This is a genomic window from Micromonospora sp. DH13 (assembly GCF_020873825.1).
Classification (GTDB): domain Bacteria; phylum Actinomycetota; class Actinomycetes; order Mycobacteriales; family Micromonosporaceae; genus Micromonospora; species Micromonospora haikouensis.
The window spans coordinates 70,377-86,430 of sequence record NZ_JAHWGR010000032.1; the positions used below are offsets into that span (position 1 = coordinate 70,377).

Sequence of the window (16,054 nt, forward strand, 5' to 3'; positions counted from 1 at the left end):
CCCGGCGGTCCCCACGGTGGCCGTCCGCCGCCTATCGTGCTCGGATGACCTCTGCGCGCCCCCACCTCGTCTGGGACTGGAACGGCACCCTGCTCAACGACCTCGACCTGGTGGTGGCGGCCACCAACGCGGCGTTCGCCAGCGTGGGCGGGCCGGCGGTCACCGCGGACGAGCACCGGGTGCGGTTCCGCCGCCCGATCGCCGACTACTACGCCGGGGTGCTCGGCCGGGCGGTCGACGACGAGGCGTTCGGCGAGCTGGACCGGATCTTCCACGACGCGTACCGCAGCGGGTTGACCACCTGCGCGCTCGCCGACGACGCGGCGGCGGCGATGTCGACCTGGCCGGGCAGCCAGTCCCTGCTGTCCATGTGGTTCCACGACGAGCTGGTGCCCGCCGTGCACTCCTACGGGCTGACGGGGCGGTTCGCCCGGGTCGACGGGCTGCGCGCCACCGTCGGCGGCGACCGCAAGGCCGAGTCGCTGGCCAAGCACCTGTCCGAGCTGGGATTGGACGGCCGGGCGGTGGTGCTGATCGGGGACTCGATCGATGACGCCGACGCCGCCGAGTCGGTGGGCGGCCGGGCGGTGCTGTACACGGGGGGCTTCACCGACGCGACCCGGCTGCGGGCCTCCGGCCACCCGGTGGCCGACACGCTCACCGAGGCCGTTGCCCTGGCCGCCGCCCTGCACTGACCGCGAGGCCGGCTGGGCGCAAGGGCGGTGCGGCGGTCAGCCGCGCAGGTAGGCGAGGACGGCCAGGACGCGCCGGTGCTGGGCGGTGTCCGGGGGCAGGCCGAGCTTGGTGAAGATGTTGCGGACGTGCTTCTCCACCGCGCCGTCGGTGACCACGAGGGCCCGGGCGATGGCGGTGTTGGAGTGCCCCTCGGCCATCAGGGCCAGCACCTCGCGCTCGCGCGGGGTCAGCTCCCGCAGCGGGTCGTCGCGCCGCCGGCGGACCAGCAGCTGGCCGACCACCTCCGGGTCGAGCACGGTGCCGCCGGAGGCGACCCGGGCCAGCGAGTCCAGGAAGTCGTCGATGTCGGCCACCCGGTCCTTGAGCAGGTAGCCCACCCCGCCGCCGCCCCCGCCGGTGGTGGCCAGCAGGTCGTCGGCGTACGACACCTCGACGTACTGGGACAGCACCAGGACCGGCGTACGGGGGACGAGGCGGCGGGCCTCGACCGCGGCGCGCAGTCCCTCGTCGGTGTGCGACGGCGGCATCCGCACGTCGACGATCGACACGTCGGGCCGGTGGGCGACGACCGCCCCGACCAGGGCGTCGCCGTCACCGACGGCGGCCACCACCTCGTGCCCGCGCTCGGTCAGCAGCCGGACCAGCCCCTCCCGGAGCAGCACGGCGTCGTCGGCGATCACCACCCGCATGATGCTGCTGTCTATCACGCCGTGGCCCTCGACGGCGTCGCCGGGAGCGCCTGCGGCGCTGTCGGGGGTGTCGCGGGGAGCGCCTGCGGTGCCGTCGCCGGTGGCCGCCGGGATCGCCGTCGTCACAGCGGGAGGTCCGCGCGGACCTCGGTGGGCCCGCCGGCCGGGCTGAGCACGTCGAGCCGGCCGCCCGCCGCGCGCACCCGGTCGGAGATTCCCGTCAGGCCGTGCCCCTTGGCCAGGTGCGCGCCGCCGTGGCCGTCGTCGGCGACGGCGACCACCAGCCGGTCGTCGGCGTGGGTGACCTCGACCCGGCACTCCGTCGCCCCGCTGTGCTTGGCCACGTTGGTCAGCGCCTCGGCGACCACGAAGTAGGCGGTGCTCTCCACGGCCGGGTCGAGTCGCCCGCCCGGGGCGTCCAGCCGGGGGTCGAGGCGCAGTTCGATCGGGATCAGGCCGCGTCCGGCGAGGGCGGCCAGGGCGCTGGGCAGACCCCGGTCGACCAGGATCGGCGGGGCGATGCCCCGGGACAGGGCGCGCAGCTCGGCGAGGGTGTCCCGGGTCTGGGCTACGGCCTCGTCGAGGGTCCGGCCGGCGGCCTCCGGGTCGTCGGCGAGCTGGTGCCGGGCCCGGCTGAGGTCCATGGCGAGCCGGACGAGGCGCTGCTGGGGGCCGTCGTGGATGTCGCGTTCCAGCCGTCGCAGCGCGGTGGCCTCGGCGGAGGCGGCCGCCCGCCGCCGCTCCTCCAGGACGGTGATCCGGCTGCGCATCTCGGCCACCCCGGTGAGCAGCGCGCGGGCGAAGCCGGCCTTCAGGCGCGCGCACCCCCGCACCACGAGCGGCAGGGTGACCAGGAAGAACAGTCCGGCGGCGGTGTTGATCGCGATCCGGGCGGCGGCCGAGTCGCCCAGGCCGAGCAACTCGCTGAGGGGCTGGTCGTCGGGCGGGTGCGGCAGCGCCCAGTCGTAGACCGAGTAGAGCGTGCCGACGAGCGCGGCGGCCCACCAGGTGACGGTCACCACGAAGGTGACGAGGGCCACGACCAGGTTGAAGATGCCGTGGGTCAGGTCGAGCCAGGACTGCACGTCCCCGATGGGTACGAGGATCCGCCGCCAGGCGCCGGCACCCGCCTCGGCCCGGCGGTACTCGGGCCGCACCCGGTCCTGCCCGAGCACGGCGGTCAGCCGCAGCCGCTCCACGTCGGCGAAGCCCCGGGCGGCGTAGAGGGTGGCGGCGAGGACGGGCAGGCCGATCACGGTCACCACCAGTCCCACGCCCAGCGCCAGCCCCGCCACCAGGACCGCGAAGCCGGCCACGGCGAGGGGGAGGCCGAGCAGCACGTACCCGGAGTCGCGCAGGAGTTGGCGGGGGACGCTGGGCGGGAGGGCGGCCGGTTCGGCCGTGGTGGCGGCGGTCATGGTTCGAGGCTAGGGACGTCGGCCCCGCCGTCGGAATCCCGTCGGCCGTCCTCTTGCTGGTGGTGCCAGCCCTACCGCCGGCCGGGCGCGCCGCTGGGCGGGACGGGCCGGCGGCGGGCGCGGCGCTCGCGCGATTGGTGACGGAAGTCGGGAATGAGCAATAATCGGCGCGGGCCACGCGAGGCGCCGGATCGATCTTGGGGGGTGGAGGGGCAGGTGGAGGCGGGTCGCTGGTCTTCAAGATCGCGATTTGTGCGTGTCTTCACAAGCGCCTACTCTGTAGTTCCGACGCGTCCTGCTAGCACAGCCGGCAATCTCGGTCGCCAGCGGGAGTCCCGATACGGCAGGCCGCTGAAGCCGGCCGAGGATCGCACCGCACGGAGTCTCATGAGTCAGCAGCACCGTCACCCTGGCGCGTCCGGCCGCGCCGGTGCCGTACCGGCGCTCCCGGACCTGCCCGAGGCGACCGTCGCGCGGCTGCCCGAATACCTCCGCGCCCTGCACAACCTCGCCGAGTCCGGTCACGAGACCGTCTCCAGCGAGGGCCTGGCCAGCGCCGCCGGGGTCAACTCCGCCAAGCTCCGCAAGGACCTGTCCCATCTCGGCTCCTACGGCACCCGCGGGGTCGGCTACGACGTCGCCCTGCTGGTCGAGCAGATCGAGTTCGTGCTCGGGCTCACCCAGCGGCGGGCCGTCGCCCTGGTCGGGGTGGGTAATCTCGGTCACGCCCTCGCCGGCTACGACGGCTTCGCCAGCCGCGGCTTCCGCATCGCCGCCCTGCTGGACGCCGACCAGGGGCGGGTCGGCGAGGAGATCAACGGCCTGGTCGTGCGGCACGTCGACGAGCTGCCCCGCATCGCCGCCGAGGAGCCGATCGCGATCGGCGTGATCGCCACCCCGGCCCGGGCCGCCCAGGCGGTCGCCGACCAGCTCGTCGCCGTCGGCGTGACGAGCATCCTCAACTTCGCGCCGTGCGTACTCTCGGTCCCGGACGGGGTCGACGTGCGCAAGGTCGACCTCGCCATCGAGCTGCAGATCCTGTCCTTCCACGAGCACCGCAAGGCGTCGCTGACCGCGCTGCCCGCCACCGGCGGCACCGCCCTCACGGCCCTGCCCGGCGGGCTCGCCGCCACCGACCCCCAGGAGGCGATCGGCACGTGAAACTGCTCGTCGTCGGCGCGTCCTACCGCACCGCTCCCGTCGCCACCCTGGAACAGCTGGCGGTCGGCCCGGCCGACCTCACCCGCACCCTGGACCACCTGCTCGCCCAGCCGTACGTGAGCGAGGCCGTCCTGGTCTCCACCTGCAACCGGGTGGAGGTCTACGCCGCCGTGTCCGGTTTCCACGGCGGCCTCGGCGACATCTGCGCCGTCCTCGCCGAGCAGGCCGGCACCCTGCCCGCGAGCCTGGCCAACCACCTCTACGTGCACTACGACGCCGCCGCCGTCGACCACGTCTTCCGGGTCGCCGCCGGGCTGGACTCGATGGTCGTCGGCGAGGCGCAGATCCTCGGCCAGCTCCGCGACGCATACCACTGGGCCAGCGGCGCCGACTCCGCCGGCCGGCTGCTGCACGAGCTGATGCAGCAGGCACTGCGGGTGGGCAAGCGCGCGCACGCCGAGACCGGGATCGACCGGGCCGGCCAGAGCGTGGTCAGCGCCGCGCTCGACCTGGCCGCCGGCCACCTCGACGGCGCGCTCGCCGGCCGCCCGGCCCTCGTGGTGGGCGCCGGCGCGATGGGCGCGCTGGGCGTGGCGACGCTCTCCCGGCTCGGCGCGGGGCCGCTCACCGTGACCAACCGGGGGGCCGACCGGGCCGTGCGGCTGGCCGAGTCGTACGGGGCCAGCGCCGCGCCCATGGCCGGGCTGACCGACGTGCTCTCCACAGTGGACATCGTAGTGGCCGCCACCGCGGCCACTGAACCGGTCCTCACCCGCGAGGTGGTCACCCGGGCGCTCGCCGACCGCGACCCCGACCGGGGCCCGCTCGTGCTGCTCGACCTCGCCGTCCCCCGCGACGTCGAGGCCGGCGTGGCCGGGCTGCCCGGCGTCGAGGTGATCGACATCGACCGGATGGCGGCCGTCCTGGCCGGCGGTCCCGCCGCCGCCGAGGCCGCCGCCGTCGAGCGGATCGTCACCGCCGAGGTGGAGTCCTTCCTCACCTGGCTGCGCGGCGCCGACGTGGCCCCGACCGTGGCCGCCCTGCGCGGCCGGGCCGAGGACGTGGTCGCCACCGAGCTGCGCCGGCTGGCCCAACGCCGCCCCGACCTCAGCGACGACCAGCGCGCCGACGTGGCCCGCACCGTGCACCGGGTCGTGCAGCGGCTGCTGCACCAGCCCACCGTGCGGGTCCGCCAGCTCGCCGCCGAGCCCGGCGGCGACCAGTACGCGGCGCTGCTGCGCGAGCTGTTCGACCTCCAGGTCCCGCAGACGTCCCCCGTCGACACCGTCCCCGACGTGGTCGACACCGACCCCACCCCGTACCCCGGAGGCGAGAGATGACCGCCCCCCTGCGCCTCGGCACCCGGGGCAGCACGCTGGCGATGGCCCAGTCCGGCCAGGTCGCCGCGGCGCTCACCGAGGCGACCGGCCGCGAGGTCGAACTCGTCGAGGTGGTCACCGCCGGCGACCGCTCGTCCGCCCCCGTGCACCGGCTCGGCGTCGGCGTCTTCGTCTCCGCGCTGCGCGACGCCCTGACCGCCCGCACCATCGACCTCGCGGTGCACTCCTACAAGGACCTGCCCACCGCGGCGGCCCCCGGGCTGCACGTCGCGGCGGTGCCGCCCCGCCAGGATCCGCGCGACGCGCTGGTCGCCAAGGGCGGACGTACCCTCGCCGAGCTGCCGCCCGGCGCCGTGGTCGGCACGGGCGCGCTGCGTCGCATCGCCCAGCTGCACGCACTCGGGCTGCAACTGGAGGTCACCCCGATCCGCGGCAACATCGACACCCGCCTGGCGCGGGTCCTCGGCCCGGACGCCGACCTCGACGCCGTGGTCCTGGCCCGGGCCGGGCTCGCCCGGATCGGCCGCACCGACGTGATCACCGAGACGCTCGACCCGATGCTCATGCTGCCCGCGCCCGCCCAGGGCGCGCTGGCCGTGGAGTGCCGGGCCGACGACACCGACCTGGTCGAGCTGCTCGCGGTGCTCGACCACGCACCGTCCCGGGCCGCGGTCATCGCGGAACGGGCGCTGCTGGCCACCCTGGAGGCCGGGTGCAGCGCACCCGTCGCCGCCTATGCGGAACTCGCCGAAGGCGACGCCGGCGATGAGATCTACCTGCGCGGGGCGGTGATCAGCCCGGACGGCACGCGAGACCTCCGGCTGTCCCGCACCGGAACGCCCGCCGACGCGGCGGAGATCGGCAAGGCACTCGCCGCCGAACTCCTCGAACTCGGCGCCGACTCGATCCTCGGCCACGAAGGAAACGCCGGTCCGGGGACCCAGCAATTTGGGAGCACAGAATGACCCGCACCCGTAAGCCCGTCGGCCGTATCGCGTTCGTCGGGGCCGGCCCCGGCGACCCGGGCCTGCTGACCCGCCGGGCGCACGACGCCCTGGTCGACGCCGACCAGGTGGTATACGACCGGGGAGTCCCCGAGTCGCTGCTCGACGCCGTGCGCGCCCAGGCCAAGTCCGATGCCCAGTTCTCCCCGGCGGAGGGCGTGCCGGGTGACGTGGCGAAGGTGCTGATCTCGGCCGCGAGGTCCGGCCTGAACGCCGTGCACCTGGTCGCCGGGGACCCGTTCGGCCACGACTCCGTGGTCAAGGAGGTGCAGGCGGTCGCCCGGACCGCCGCGCACTTTGAGGTGGTGCCGGGCGTCGGGCAGGCCGAGGGCGTCGCCACCTACGCGGGCGTGCCGCTGCCGGGCGTACGCACCGCCGCCGATGTCGAGGACGTCACCACGCTGGACTTCGACGCGCTCGCCGCCGCCGTCGGCCGGGGCTCGCTGGCGCTCGCCGTGGACGCCGGTGACCTGGCCGCGATCCGCGACGGCCTGCTCGCCGCCGGGGTCGACGGCGCCACCGGCGTCGGGGTGACCGGCGACGGCACCGGGGAGACCCAGTACACGACCACGTCGACCGTCGACTCGTTCGTCGCGGCGGCGCTCGGCTTCACCGGCCGGGTCGTGCTCACCGTCGGCGAGGGCGTCGGCCAGCGCGACAAGATGAGCTGGTGGGAGAACCGCCCGCTGTACGGCTGGAAGGTGCTGGTCCCGCGCACCAAGGAGCAGGCCGGGGTGATGAGCGCCCGGCTGCGCGCGTACGGGGCGATCCCGTGCGAGGTGCCGACCATCGCGGTCGAGCCGCCGCGTACCCCCGCCCAGATGGAGCGGGCGGTCAAGGGCCTGGTCGACGGCCGGTACGCCTGGGTGGTCTTCACCTCGGTCAACGCCGTCCGCGCGGTGTGGGAGAAGTTCGCCGAGCACGGCCTGGACGCCCGGCACTTCGGCGGCGTCAAGATCGCCTGTATCGGCGAGGCCACCGCCGACGCGGTGCGCGCGTTCGGCATCCAGCCGGAGCTGGTCCCCGCCGGGGAGCAGTCCTCCGAGGGGCTGCTCGCCGAGTTCTCGCCGCATGACGAGATCCTCGACCCGGTGGGCCGGGTGCTGCTGCCGCGCGCCGACATCGCCACCGAGACCCTCGCCGCCGGGCTCACCGAGCGCGGCTGGGAGGTCGACGACGTGACCGCGTACCGCACGGTCCGGGCCGCCCCGCCGCCCGCCGAGATCCGGGACGCGATCAAGTCGGGCGGGTTCGACGCGGTGCTGTTCACCTCGTCCTCCACGGTCCGGAACCTGGTCGGCATCGCCGGGAAGCCGCACGCGCGTACCGTTGTCGCGGTCATCGGGCCCAAGACGGCGGAGACCGCGACGGAGTTCGGCCTGCGGGTCGACGTCCAGCCTCAGCACGCCTCGGTGCCCGATCTCGTGGAGGCGCTCGCCGCCTACGCCGTCGAGCTGCGCGAGAAGCTGGCCGCCATGCCGGCCAAGCAGCGCCGGGGCTCGAAGGTGCAGGGGCCGACCGCCCTGCGGTTCCGCTAGCCGCACCGGCTGCGCGGCTCGCACGGTTCGTCCAGCTCGTTCAGGGAGGCCCCTCATGCCGTACCCCGAGATCCGGCCCCGCCGGCTGCGCCGCAACGCGGCCGTGCGGCGGCTGGTCTCCGAGACCCGCGTCGACCCGGCCGAGCTGGTCGTGCCGATGTTCGTCAAGGAGGGGCTGACCGAGCCGCGGCAGATCGCGTCGCTCCCGGGGGTGCTCCAGCACTCCCGGGACTCGCTGCGCAAGGCCGCCGCCGAGGCGGTGCAGGCCGGCGTGGGCGGGATCATGCTCTTCGGGGTGCCGGCGACGCGGGACGAGCGGGGCTCCGGCGGCATCGACCCGGGCGGCATTCTCAACGTCGCCATCGCCGACGTGGTCGCCGAGGTGGGCGACGCGACCGTGGTGATGAGCGACCTGTGCCTGGACGAGTTCACCTCGCACGGGCACTGCGGCCTGCTCACCCCCGACGGCGAGGTGGACAACGACGCCACCCTCGCCGCGTACGCCGAGATGGCGGTGGCCCAGGCCGCCGCCGGGGTCGGGGTGGTCGGCCCGTCCGGGATGATGGACGGGCAGGTGGGCGTGGTCCGCCGGGCCCTGGACGCCGCCGGTCACACCGACGTGGCGGTGCTCGCGTACGCGGCGAAGTACGCCTCCGCCTTCTACGGCCCGTTCCGGGACGCGGTGGAGTCGTGCCTCGACGGGGACCGGCGCACCTACCAGCAGGACCCGGCGAACCTGCGGGAGTCGCTGCGCGAGGTCGCGCTCGACGTCGCCGAGGGCGCCGACATCGTGATGGTCAAGCCGGCCCTGCCCTACCTCGACGTGGTGGCGGCGGTGCGCGCGGCGGTCGACGTCCCGGTCGCCGCCTACCAGGTCTCCGGCGAGTACGCGATGGTCGAGGCAGCCGCCGCGAACGGCTGGATCGACCGGGAGCGGGTCATGCTGGAGACACTGACCTCGATCCGGCGCGCCGGGGCGCAGATCATCCTCACCTACTGGGCGGTCGAGGCCGCCCGCCTGCTCCGCGAGCGTTACTGAGCGCATCTGGGGCTGCGCGCCCTCGTTTCCCTTCCGCTCCCTGCTGTCCCTTTTGTGCGCCCTTTGCGTCGGGCCCCAACCCTCTTTTCCGCCCCCTTTGCTCTGCACCCACGGGCGCAACGCTCACCTAGGGTGACTGCTGCGTCGGTGGGTGCAGAGCAAAGGGGCCGAGGGGAGTGGTTGCCTGCGCCGCGATCGGCCCCGGCCCTCACGCCGGTCCCCGGCCACAGCCCAGCCACATCCGCAGCCGCTGCGGACGGCGGGGTTACCGCCAGACGCCCGGTTATCCACAGCCGCGCGGGGCGGGGTTGCGACCGGTCCGCGCGGCCGGGGAACGTGAACCCATGGCAGCCCACACTGCGCCACAACAGCCGGACGACGCCCCCGGAGGCGACGACGCCGAGTCCGGCGACCCGACAGCCGGCGAGGCCACGGACGCCGACCCGACAGCCGGCGGGGCCACGGACGCCGACCCGGCAGCCGGCGAGCCCACAGCCGGCGACGAGCCGCCGGTGATGCTGACCGAGCCGTTCGACATCCCGTGGCCGGCGGCCGGCATCATCCGGGCCGTGCGGCGGCGGGCCGACGCCAGCCAACGCGAGCTGGCCGCCTACGCAGGGGTGCACCCGTCCACGATCGGGCGGATCGAGGCCGGCGCGCTGACCCCCAGCATCGCCGTGCTGCGCCGGCTTCTCGCGGCGGCGGGCTTCCGGCTGGCCGTGGTGGACGAGTTCGGCCGGGTGCTCCAGCCGATGCGCGACCGCGACGACGCCCGCGACGGGGCCGAGCGGCGCTACCCGTCACACCTGGACACCATTCTCGACCCCGAGCCGGGGGAGTGGTGGGCCGACGTCTACGGCCTGGCCCGCCCGCCGGAGACCTTCTACCGCAACCGCTCCTACCGGGACGCGATGCGCCGCCGCAGCCGGTGGGAGGTCCGGGTCGCGAAGCTCAGGCACGTGCCGCCACCGCCGCGCGCCGTCCCCCCGTACGGCTGACGGCCCGCCGCCCGGCCAGGAGCCGGGTGACGGGCCGCCGTGGGGCCGCCGTGCGGGTCAGTCGTCGTTGGCGATGGTGCCGACGGCCAGCGGGTCGGCCAGGTGCAGGCCGGGCACGCCGGCCACGAGCAGGTTCACCTTCTCGTCGGCCTCGCGCTTGCGGTCACCGCGCACGGTGACCGCGAAGTTCAGCGAGGTCTGCCCGGCCGCGAGGACCTTGCAACCGACGTACGGCTCGTAGTCCGACCCGGCCTGCGCCGTGGTGCCGTAGGTGGCGGCGCAGATCAGGGCCGGCTGGGACAGCGGCCGGGACACGGTGACGGTGAAGGTGAGCGGGCGGGTGCCCTTGTCGCCCTCGACCACCGTGGCGTCGGCGACGCTCAGCGACGCGCGGGAGCGGAACCGGGCCACCTGCGGGTCGTGGTCGCTGGAGCCGCGCGACCCGTCCCCGGTGAACTCCGCCGGCCAGTCGGCGTTGACGTGCGCCGCCCGCACCTGGACCAGGTCGTCGCGCAGCGCGTCGTTGACGAACAGGTGGTCCAGCGTCTGCGCCTGCCCCTGGAAGCTGTACGAGTACGCCGACGACGGCACCTCGGCGACCAGGTCGTCCCACAGGCTGTGCAGGCCCGCGTCGTAGAGCGCGGCGAGCTGGTCCGACGGGGTCGGGTCGGCCCCGGTGGCGATCGGGTCGTCGGGGCGGGGGAAGACGTTCAGGTCCCCGCCGTACACCACCCGGGAGTTCGGGTCCGCGTTGTGGATCGCGGTGACCAGCGCGGCACCGTAGCGGGCCTGCTCGGTGCGCTGGCCGACCCGGCTGTCCGGCCCGGACGAGAAGTGGTTGCTCAGCGCCCACAGGTGGTAGCCCTCGGACGAGCCCGGGGCCGCCTTGACCCAGAACCTGCCAAGCTGCGGGGCCCGGGTGTAGACGTTGTTACCGTCCTTGCCGGTGGAGGTGTCGGTGTCGGCCGGCAGCACCGCGTTGAGCGCCTTCGGGTTCTGCACGTCCGCGTTGGACGGCAGCCCCGCCGACCGGTACGGCACCGTCGGCGCGGAGCCGAGCAGCGGGTCGGTGGCGGTCGCCTCGGGCAGCGACAGCCGGTCGGTGCGGTACAGGAACCCGGCGGTGATGCCCCGCGCGTCCGCGCCGGTCCGGTCGTACGCGGCGGCGTACGCCGGCCCGCCCGCGGCGGCCACGGCCAGCGCCAGCTCCTGGAGGGTGTCCGGCGCGCCGTCGGCGTCGTTCGTGTCGCCGCACACCAGCGCGCCGCCGGAGACGGAGCAGATGTCCTGGTCCTCGGCCTCCTGCACCAGGATCAGGTCCGGCGCGTGCAGGTCGGTGCGGATCTGGTCGGCGAGCGCGGTCAGGTGCTCCCGGTAGTCGGCCTCGCTGGCCGGCACGTAGTCGAACGGCGGGCTGACCCCGGTGCAGCCGGCATTGCCGGTGAAGTCGCAGCCGTCGAACGGGTCGTCCCGGTAGTCGTACAGGTTCTCCACGTTGTACGTGGCGACCGCGATCTCCCGCGACCGGTCGGCCGGCTGCGGCGGGTTGTTCTTCGACGGGTCGGCCCCGGCCGCGAAGGCGGCCCGCTCGACCTGGACGCCGTACTTCTCGAAGGAGAAGTAGAGCGCGCCGTACGCGTCCTCGGTGAGGGTGTCGAAGGTCCGGGCCGGCGGCAGCAGCGCGGCGTTGTCCCCGGCGGTGGCCTTGACGCCCATGGTGCCCAGCATGATCCGCTGGCCGTTGCCGTCGTCGAAGCGGCGGGTCGCGTCGTTGTCCAGCGGGTGCGCGTCGCGGAACACCCGGCGGGCGTACGCGTCGGCGCGGCCCAGCAGCGGGTCGTCCCGGTCGACCACCCACACCTCCGAGTCGGCCGTGGACGCGAACACGTCCCGGCCGCTCACCGCGCCGCTGCCGGCCCGGACCCGCACCCGCGCGCCCTCGTGCCGCTCCCAGAACCGCTGCGCGGCGGCCAGGTCGGCCGGGGGCACCGCGTCGTCGACGGCGACGACGGCGTTCACGTCGAGCCCGGAGGCGACCTTGCGCACCAGGGAGGCCCCGGAGAGCTGGGTCATGTTGTAGTACTCGGACACCCGGGCCCGCAGCACCACCTCGTCGCCCACCGTCGGCACGTAGCCGCCGATCAGCGACGTGAACGCGCCCATGAAGACGAAGACGCCGTCGGAGGAGTTCGGGTCGCCGTCGGTGTCGTCGGCGCGGCTCTGCAGGAAGAAGCCGTACTGGTCGGCCCCGGCCGACGTCCGGGCCAGGGTGCGCTGGGTGATCACGCCCCGCACGTCGTACAGCGTGCTGCTCGTGCCGTTGCCCGAGGCCGGCGCGAGCGGCGACCGGTCGGCGGGGCCGGACTCGGCGTCGGTGGTCGGGCCCTGCACCTCCCCGACGGTCAGCTCCCGGGTCACGGCCACGGCCAGCGCGCAGGTGGCGGTGGCGCCGTCCGCGTCGGTCGCCGTCACGGTCACGGTGTACGCCCCGGCGGCCAGGTCGGCGCTGGTGGCGACCGTGGCGCGGGCGGTGCCGCCGACGGCGTCGGCCGGGGTGAACCCGGTGCGGCTGATCGTGCCCGTGGCCGGGGCCGGCGCGACCGAGGTGACCGCCAGGTCGACGATCGTGTCGTCCGGGTCGGTGGCGGTGACCTCGCGGCTGGCGGCGGTGCCGGCGGACGTGGTCAGCGCCCCGCCGCAGGTGACGGTGGCGGGCTGGTCGACGGGGCCGCCGCCGTCGACGGTGTGCGCGCCCAGCCCGTCGAACGTGTCGGTGGCGAAGCCGGCCCACTGCGCGGCCGGGTCGAAGGCGTCCGACGGGTCGGTGTCGCCGGAGGTGACCGTGGGCAGCCGCCGCAGCGTGTTGTCGGCGGTGCTGGTCAGGCCGCTGCCCCACTCGGTGCCCGGGTCGACGCCGACCTGACCGATCGAGTCGAGCACCGTCGTGCCCCGGCGCAGCACGATCGCGTCGTCGCCGTTGAACAGGCTGGCGGTGGTCGTCTGGTCGGCCTGGGCGAGGATCGCCGGCGCGGCCGAGGCGGCGGCGAAGACGAACGTGTCGCCCGCCGCCACCGTCCCGGTGAGGGCCAGGGAGGTGGCCGTGGTGTTGCCGTTGAAGTAGAGCAGGAGCTGGTAACCACCGGCGGTGAGGTCGACGGGGGCACCGGTGCCGTTGTACAGCTCGATCGCCTTGTTGTTGGACGAGCCTTCGACGTACTCCGAGATGAACAGGTCGGTGGGCGCGGCGCTGGCCGCGGTGGGTGCGACGCCGATGACCGGGATGGTGACGGCTACGGCGGTCGCGAGCGCGGCAGTTCTGCGGCGCGGGCGCATGGGGCCTCCACGATGGGTGGACGTGAACGAACGCACGTTAAGCGGCGGCGCTGTCCGCCGTCCATCCCCCACGGGGCGCTTTGGTGAATAGCCGACTCAGCCGCCGAGGCGGTGCACCAGCTCGGCGACGTCCACGCCGTATTCGCACCACTCCCGGTCCGGTTGGTATCCCAGCTCGGCGTTGACCTTCAGCATCGCCTCGTTGGCCTGGGCGTTCCAGGTCTGCACCTCGGTCAGGGTGGGCTCGGCCGAGCGCAGCTCCAGCAGCATCCGGGCCTTGATCGCCCGGTCGATGCCGTAGCCCCGGTGCTCCTGCACCACGATCGTGTCGTACTGGTCGGCCCGGGTGGGGTGCTGCGCCGGCACCACCACCTCGGTCAGCCCGGCCACCTCCCCGGTGCGGTCGTGGGTGGCGAGCACGATGTACGGCTTCATGCCGCGCCGGTGCAGTGTGGCCAGGCTGTCCCGCAGCCGCTGCGGGTCGTACGAGCTGGGGCGCAGCTCGCCGTCGTCCACGTCGCGCACCTCGGCCTTCGCCCGCGCGTACGCCTCGATGAGGTCGTCCGGCGGGCCGCCCGGGCAGAACCGGACCTGGTATCCCGCGCCGACTCCCGTGGCCATCTCGGCCAGCGCCGACCAGTCCACCCCGGACAGGTCGAGCACACTGCGGGTCTCCACGTACTCCCGGGAGAAGCCCAACGCCTCGTAGAACGCCACGGCCGGGGTGCCGCCGACGACCTCGACCCCGATCGACTGGAAGCCCTCCTGGTAGACCCGGCGGGCGGCAATCCGGGCGAGGTCCCGGCCCAGGCCGGTGCGGCGCACCGACGGATGCACCAGCACCTCCAGCACGCCGATGTCGCCGAGCAGCAGCACGTGGACGTGGCCGAGGATCGGGCCGGGCGCGCCACCGGCGGCCGGGTCGGCCTGGGCCACCCAGGAGATCCGCCGCTCGCCGGGCATCACCTCGGAGAGGTATTCCCGCAGGTGGGTCCCCCGCCACGGCGGGTCCTGCGGGAGGTCGGCCGCCAGCACCGCGTTCAGCGTGTCCAGCAGCGACGCGAGCTCGGCGGGCGACGCGGTCCGGGGGTCCCATTCGCGCACCATCACCCGTCTAGCTTGCCGCTTACGGCAGCTTGACGGAAGTGTCCAGTTCCTGGACGCGCCCGGTTTCTCCCGCGGGCCCGGCGGTCACCTCACAGGCGGCGGCTGGCCAGCCCGTACTCGTTGGCCTTGTCGAAGACGTCCTGGGCGTAGCGGCGCACGTCGTTGTACGACAGGATGGCCCCCCACCAGTCGCCCGGGACCGTCATGTTCCGGCCGCCCTTGCACAGGTAGTTGCCGGCGGCCAGGGCCGCGTCGTCCAGGTCGTGCGGGTTCTTGCGCCCGTCGTTGTCGGCGTCCGCGCCGATCTCCTGCCAGGTCGTCGGGATGAACTGCATCGGCCCGATCGCCCGGTCGTAGACGGTGTCGTCGTCGTACAGCCCGCGGTCGGTGTCGGTGATCCGCTGCCGCCCGCCCTTGCCGTCGAGCGCGTCGCCGATGATCTCCGGGAGCGCCTGCCCGTCCGGGCCCAGGGTCGCGCCGTTGGCCTGGCCGTGGCTCGACTCGACGTACCCGATCGCGGCGAGGGTGGTCCAGCTCAGCCGGCAGCCCGGGGTGGTCTGGGCGAGCGCCAGCTCGGCGTACCCGTACGCCTGCATGGCCACCGGCGAGATGCCGACCTTCGCCCCGGTCTGCTGGGCCCACGCGGCGAGCGCGTCCGCCGGCCGGCCGTTCGGCACCGGCACGACCGGCCCCGCGCTCGCGCCGGGCACCGCCGTCGCGCCGGGCGGCAGAGGGGTGGCCGACCCGCCGGGCAGCAGCCCGCCCTGCGGCGTCGCCGTGCCGGCCCCCGGCGTGCCGGCGGTGCCGTCCACCGCCACCGGGCGGGGCTTCGGCGCGGACGCCGGCACCAGCAGCGCCCCGGCGGCGGCCGTGCCGGCGACCAGCGCGAGCAGGAACAGGCCGGGCAGGGTGAGCCGGCCGCTCGGGCGGCGGGACCAGGCCCGGGTGGCGCGGGCGGCGGCGACCGCCGCCTGCCGGGGCGGCGGCATGCGTACGGCGTGGGCGAACGGCACCCGACGCCGGCGGGCCGCCCCGGTCGGCTTCGCCGCCCCGGGCCCGGCCGGCTTCTCCGGCTCGGCCTCCGGTTCGGCCGGCTTCTCCGCCTCCGGCTCGGTGGCTTCCTTCGCCGTCGACTTGGTCGTCTCGTTCGCTTCCGGCTCGGCCGGTTCCTTCGCCGTCGGCTCGGCCGGCTCCGTCTTCAGCTCGGCCGGCTCCGTCTTCACCGGTTCGGGCTTCGCCGGCTCCGGTTCGGCCGGCGGCGGGGCGTCGGCGGTCGGCGGGGCTGCGGTGGGCGGTGGGGCGTCGGCGGGCGACTCGCCCCGCAGCCAGGGTCGGCGGGGGCGGGGCACCCGGGCGCGTGGCGGCACACCACCCGGGCCCTCGGGCGGCGCGGCCGGTCGCAGGGGCCGAACCGTCGCTCTGTCCTCGCCGTCCACCACCCGTCGAGTATCACCCATGTCCCGCCCGGAGTCAGGCCCGGCCGTACCCTGGTGCCATGCCCCGGTACGAGTTCCGCTGCCGCGCGTGCGGCGACACCTTCGAGGTCAACCGTCCGATGGCGCAGGCCGGTGCGCCGGCGTCCTGCCCGAGCGGGCACGCCGACACCGTCAAGCTCCTGTCCACCGTGGCCGTGACCGGCCGTGGCGGCGCGGGTGCGGCCGCACCGGCCCCCTCCGCCGGCGGCGGTGGCGGCTGCTGCGGTGGCGGGTGCGGCTGCTGACCCCGCCCCGA

At 75.0% G+C, this 16,054-nt stretch carries 13 protein-coding genes; 8 read left to right on the forward strand and 5 right to left on the reverse strand.

Features of this window, described 5'->3' with window-relative positions:
- Nucleotides 1-44: 44 nt before the first annotated feature.
- Entirely contained in the window at nucleotides 45-695 is a 651-nt protein-coding gene (locus LPA42_RS26035; RefSeq protein ID WP_077938207.1) for an HAD family hydrolase, read from the forward strand.
- 36 nt (nucleotides 696-731) lie between these two features.
- Here LPA42_RS26035 and LPA42_RS26040 read toward each other — a convergent pair whose 3' ends face one another.
- On the reverse strand, nucleotides 732-1,385 hold the full coding sequence (locus tag LPA42_RS26040; RefSeq protein WP_077938209.1) for a response regulator transcription factor: 654 nt from the start codon (nucleotides 1,383-1,385) through the stop codon (nucleotides 732-734).
- Between the two features lie 122 nt (nucleotides 1,386-1,507).
- Entirely contained in the window at nucleotides 1,508-2,803 is a 1,296-nt protein-coding gene (locus LPA42_RS26045; RefSeq protein WP_228986922.1) for a sensor histidine kinase, read from the reverse strand.
- Between the two features lie 387 nt (nucleotides 2,804-3,190).
- Between LPA42_RS26045 and LPA42_RS26050 the strand changes: the two genes are divergently transcribed.
- The 6 genes from LPA42_RS26050 to LPA42_RS26075 all read left to right on the forward strand — a co-directional run bounded on the left by LPA42_RS26050 (nucleotide 3,191) and on the right by LPA42_RS26075 (nucleotide 9,883).
- Complete coding sequence (locus LPA42_RS26050; RefSeq protein ID WP_077938210.1) at nucleotides 3,191-3,964, forward strand: redox-sensing transcriptional repressor Rex; 774 nt, start codon at nucleotides 3,191-3,193, stop codon at nucleotides 3,962-3,964.
- Nucleotides 3,961-5,304 (forward strand): glutamyl-tRNA reductase, encoded by a 1,344-nt coding sequence (locus LPA42_RS26055; RefSeq protein WP_077938211.1) that lies wholly within the window; start codon nucleotides 3,961-3,963, stop codon nucleotides 5,302-5,304. The genes LPA42_RS26050 and LPA42_RS26055 overlap by 4 nt, the downstream gene beginning before the upstream one ends.
- A complete protein-coding gene (gene hemC, locus LPA42_RS26060; RefSeq protein ID WP_077938212.1) occupies nucleotides 5,301-6,269 on the forward strand; it encodes a hydroxymethylbilane synthase in 969 nt (322 codons plus the stop codon). The genes LPA42_RS26055 and hemC overlap by 4 nt, the downstream gene beginning before the upstream one ends.
- Nucleotides 6,266-7,846 (forward strand): uroporphyrinogen-III synthase, encoded by a 1,581-nt coding sequence (locus LPA42_RS26065; RefSeq protein ID WP_077938213.1) that lies wholly within the window; start codon nucleotides 6,266-6,268, stop codon nucleotides 7,844-7,846. Before hemC ends, LPA42_RS26065 begins: the two co-directional genes overlap by 4 nt.
- Before the next feature lie 55 nt (nucleotides 7,847-7,901).
- On the forward strand, nucleotides 7,902-8,885 hold the full coding sequence (hemB, locus tag LPA42_RS26070; protein ID WP_077938214.1) for a porphobilinogen synthase: 984 nt from the start codon (nucleotides 7,902-7,904) through the stop codon (nucleotides 8,883-8,885).
- A gap of 344 nt (nucleotides 8,886-9,229) precedes the next feature.
- On the forward strand, nucleotides 9,230-9,883 hold the full coding sequence (locus LPA42_RS26075; RefSeq protein ID WP_077938215.1) for a helix-turn-helix domain-containing protein: 654 nt from the start codon (nucleotides 9,230-9,232) through the stop codon (nucleotides 9,881-9,883).
- A gap of 57 nt (nucleotides 9,884-9,940) precedes the next feature.
- Here LPA42_RS26075 and LPA42_RS26080 read toward each other — a convergent pair whose 3' ends face one another.
- The 3 genes from LPA42_RS26080 to LPA42_RS26090 all read right to left on the reverse strand — a co-directional run bounded on the left by LPA42_RS26080 (nucleotide 9,941) and on the right by LPA42_RS26090 (nucleotide 15,762).
- Nucleotides 9,941-13,216, reverse strand: a complete 3,276-nt coding sequence (locus LPA42_RS26080; protein WP_077938216.1) for a lamin tail domain-containing protein — start codon at nucleotides 13,214-13,216, stop codon at nucleotides 9,941-9,943.
- Nucleotides 13,217-13,312: 96 nt separating this feature from the next.
- On the reverse strand, nucleotides 13,313-14,323 hold the full coding sequence (locus LPA42_RS26085) for an N-acetyltransferase (RefSeq protein ID WP_077938217.1): 1,011 nt from the start codon (nucleotides 14,321-14,323) through the stop codon (nucleotides 13,313-13,315).
- Between the two features lie 89 nt (nucleotides 14,324-14,412).
- Complete coding sequence (locus LPA42_RS26090) at nucleotides 14,413-15,762, reverse strand: lytic murein transglycosylase (protein WP_228986923.1); 1,350 nt, start codon at nucleotides 15,760-15,762, stop codon at nucleotides 14,413-14,415.
- 56 nt (nucleotides 15,763-15,818) lie between these two features.
- Between LPA42_RS26090 and LPA42_RS26095 the strand changes: the two genes are divergently transcribed.
- On the forward strand, nucleotides 15,819-16,043 hold the full coding sequence (locus LPA42_RS26095; RefSeq protein WP_091276636.1) for a zinc ribbon domain-containing protein: 225 nt from the start codon (nucleotides 15,819-15,821) through the stop codon (nucleotides 16,041-16,043).
- Nucleotides 16,044-16,054 lie beyond the last annotated feature (11 nt).